Origin of the sequence: Xanthomonas sp. SHU 199, assembly GCF_000364665.1 — a bacterium.
Classification (GTDB): domain Bacteria; phylum Pseudomonadota; class Gammaproteobacteria; order Xanthomonadales; family Xanthomonadaceae; genus Xanthomonas_A; species Xanthomonas_A sontii.
Window position 1 is genome coordinate 1 of the sequence record NZ_AQOI01000313.1, and the last position, 2,785, is coordinate 2,785.

Here is a 2,785-nt window from a genome sequence, read left to right on the forward strand (position 1 = left end):
ATTGCAGGCGCTGGCGACGACGCCGAATCCACAGCGTTTCATCGTCACCTATCGCGATGGCGCCGCGCCTGCGCTGGCCTCGCGCGCGGCACCGCTGGCGGAGGCCGCGCGCATGTTGCCGGCCCGGCGCGGCCGTGCCCTCGGCCTGGCATCGTTGCGGCGCCTGGCGACCGGTGCCGACGTCATCGCCGCCGATCGCAGCCTGGATCGCGTCGAGGCGGAGACGCTGATGCGGCGCCTGGCCGCCGATCCGGCCGTCGCGCGCGTGGAGGTCGATGTGCTGTTGCGCCCCTCGCTGGTCCCGAACGATCCTGGCCTGTCCCAACAATGGGCGTTCGGAACCGGTACGGCGACGATCAATGTGCGCCCGGCCTGGGATCTGGCGACGGGCAAGGGTGTGGTGGTCGCAGTGCTCGATACCGGCATCACCGCACATCCGGATCTGGCTGCGAACGTGTTGCCGGGCTACGACTTCATCAGCGATCCCCTGGTGGCCGGCGATGGCGGCGGCCGCGACCGTGACGCCGCCGATCCGGGCGATGGCTATCCCGCCAATACCTGCGGTGCCGGCACCCCGGGGGCGAGTTCGAGTTGGCACGGCACGCATGTGGCCGGCACCATCGCCGCGGTCACCAATAATGCCGCCGGTGTCGCCGGCGTCGCCTTCAACGCGAAGCTCCTGCCGGTGCGTGTGCTGGGTAAATGCGGTGGTTATCTCTCCGATGTCGCCGACGCCATCGTCTGGGCGTCCGGCGGCACCATCGCTGGCGTTCCCGCCAACCCGACGCCGGCGCAGGTCATCAACCTGTCGCTGGGTGCCGCCGGAAGCTGTTCGCCGACGATGGCAGGGGCGATCGCGAGTGCGGTTGCGCGCGGGACCAGCGTCGTCGTCGCTGCGGGCAACAGCAACAGCGATGTCGCCGGCAGCGTGCCCGCCAACTGTCCGAACGTGATCGCGGTGGCCGCGACCACCTCCGCCGGCGCCCGTGCCAGTTTTTCCAACTATGGGGCGGGCGTGGACATTGCCGCTCCCGGACAGGGCATCCTGTCCACGCTCAATACCGGCACGCTGGGGCCGGGGGCGCCGGCGTATGCGTCCTACAGCGGCACCTCGATGGCGGCGCCGCACGTGGCCGGCGTCGCCGCGCTGGTGCTGTCGGCAGCGCTGAATCCGCTGACGCCGGCGGAACTGGAGGCCCGGCTGAAGGCCACCGCCAGCCCGCTGCCGGTGGCGTGCACTGCCGGCTGCGGTGCAGGGCTGGTCAATGCGGGTGCGGCGGTGGCGGCGACAGTGAAGGCGCAGACGCTGGTGCGTGGCGTGCCGATGGCAAACCTGTCGCTCAAGGCGGGAACGTCGCTGTACTACCAGATCACCGTGCCCGCCGGCACGTCTGCGCTGACGCTGGCCCTGAGCGGTGGCAGCGGCAATGCCGATCTGTACCTGCGCGCGGGCGCCCTGCCGACCGATACCGCATACGGTTGCCGGTCGGTCGCCGCCGGTACCACCGAGCGCTGCACGCTGACCTTGCCGGCCGGGCTCTATTACGTGCGGATCAAGGCGGTCACCGCGGTGGCGGGCGTGAGTGCGACCGCGAGTTACTGACGCGCCTCACTCGCACAGGTCGCAGGCACGTGCCTGCAGTGCGTCGAGCACCTGCGCGGCCTCCATTTCCAGCAGCAGGCCGCGCTGCCCGGCGTTGAACCAGACGCTGCCTGCGCCCAGTGCCGTTTGCTCGATCAGCACCGGCGCAGGCCGCTGCTGGCCCAGCGGACTGATGCCGCCGACCTTGTAGCCGGTGCGGCGCTCGGCCTCGGCGGCCTCCATCATCCGCGCCGCCTTGCCGCCCGCGGCGGCGGCCAGTTTCTTCAACTGCACGCGGCGGTCGGACGGGACCACCACGCAGACCGCGCGCGTATCGACCCAGGCCATCAGACTCTTCAGCACCCGCTCCGGCGGCAGGCCCAGCGCCTGTGCGGCCTGCAGGCCCTTGGCACCGGCTTCGGCTTCGTAGTCGTAGGGATGCAGCCGGTAGACGACGCCGGCCGCATCCAGCGCCTTGGTTGCGCGCGTGGCCTTGGACATCGTCGCCGCTCAGGCCGCTTCGAAACGGTTCGCCGCCACGTTCTTGCGCACCTTCTGCGGATCCCAGATGCGCCCGTTCATGGCGATGTAGACGCCGGCCGGCAGCGACTGCACTGCGCCGACCGCGCAGCCGATGTTGAACTCGGCGTCGGAGCCGCGGAAGCGCGCCGGGTTCAGCGCGCCGGTCATCACGATGGTCTTGCCCTCGATCGCCTGCAGCACCTTGCCGGTCTGCACCATCGAGTCGGTGCCGTGGGTGATCAGCACGTGGCGCGCGGACTGCGCGGCGATGGTGGCGCGGATCAGCTCGCGGTCTTCGTCGGTGATGTGCAGCGAATCCTTGCGGATGATCGGGATCACCGTGAAGCGGAAGGTCACGCCCAGTTCCTTGAGGATCTGGCCGATCTGCGGGTCGCCGATCTGGTAGTCGGACTTGTCGTCGAAGTAGATCTTGTCGATCGTGCCGCCGGTGGTGACGATCAGGAGTTCTTCCATTGCCGTTCCTAGAAGCATGTCGGGGCGCGGCCGTGGCCGCGCAGGCCGTCCATGATACCGGGCGCGGCGGTACGGCCGCTCAGTCGCGCCCGGCCGCGCCGCGGCGGCGGGCGAAGCGTGCGCGGATGCCCGGCGCGCTGGACAGGCCCACCACCAGCAGCGCCAGCAGCAGTTCCGCCCAGCCGTAGCCACGCTGTGGCGGGGGGG

Annotated in this window: 3 protein-coding genes; 1 reads left to right on the forward strand and 2 read right to left on the reverse strand. The window is 70.5% G+C overall.

Annotated features, from left to right (window positions below; all coding sequences use genetic code 11):
• The first annotated feature begins 1 nt into the window (after position 1).
• On the forward strand, positions 2-1,603 hold the full coding sequence (locus D183_RS0111235) for a S8 family peptidase (protein WP_081613323.1): 1,602 nt from the start codon (positions 2-4) through the stop codon (positions 1,601-1,603).
• Between the two features lie 6 nt (positions 1,604-1,609).
• On the opposite strand, the gene ybaK is transcribed toward D183_RS0111235, so the two are convergent.
• Together ybaK and D183_RS0111245 are read right to left on the reverse strand one after the other, a co-directional pair.
• Positions 1,610-2,083 carry a Cys-tRNA(Pro) deacylase gene (gene ybaK / locus D183_RS0111240; RefSeq protein WP_017909074.1) on the reverse strand — a complete coding sequence of 158 codons (474 nt, stop codon included), beginning with the start codon at positions 2,081-2,083 and terminating at the stop codon, positions 1,610-1,612.
• A gap of 9 nt (positions 2,084-2,092) precedes the next feature.
• Positions 2,093-2,578, reverse strand: a complete 486-nt coding sequence (locus D183_RS0111245) for an asparaginase domain-containing protein (RefSeq protein ID WP_017909075.1) — start codon at positions 2,576-2,578, stop codon at positions 2,093-2,095.
• Between the last annotated feature and the right edge of the window lie 207 nt (positions 2,579-2,785).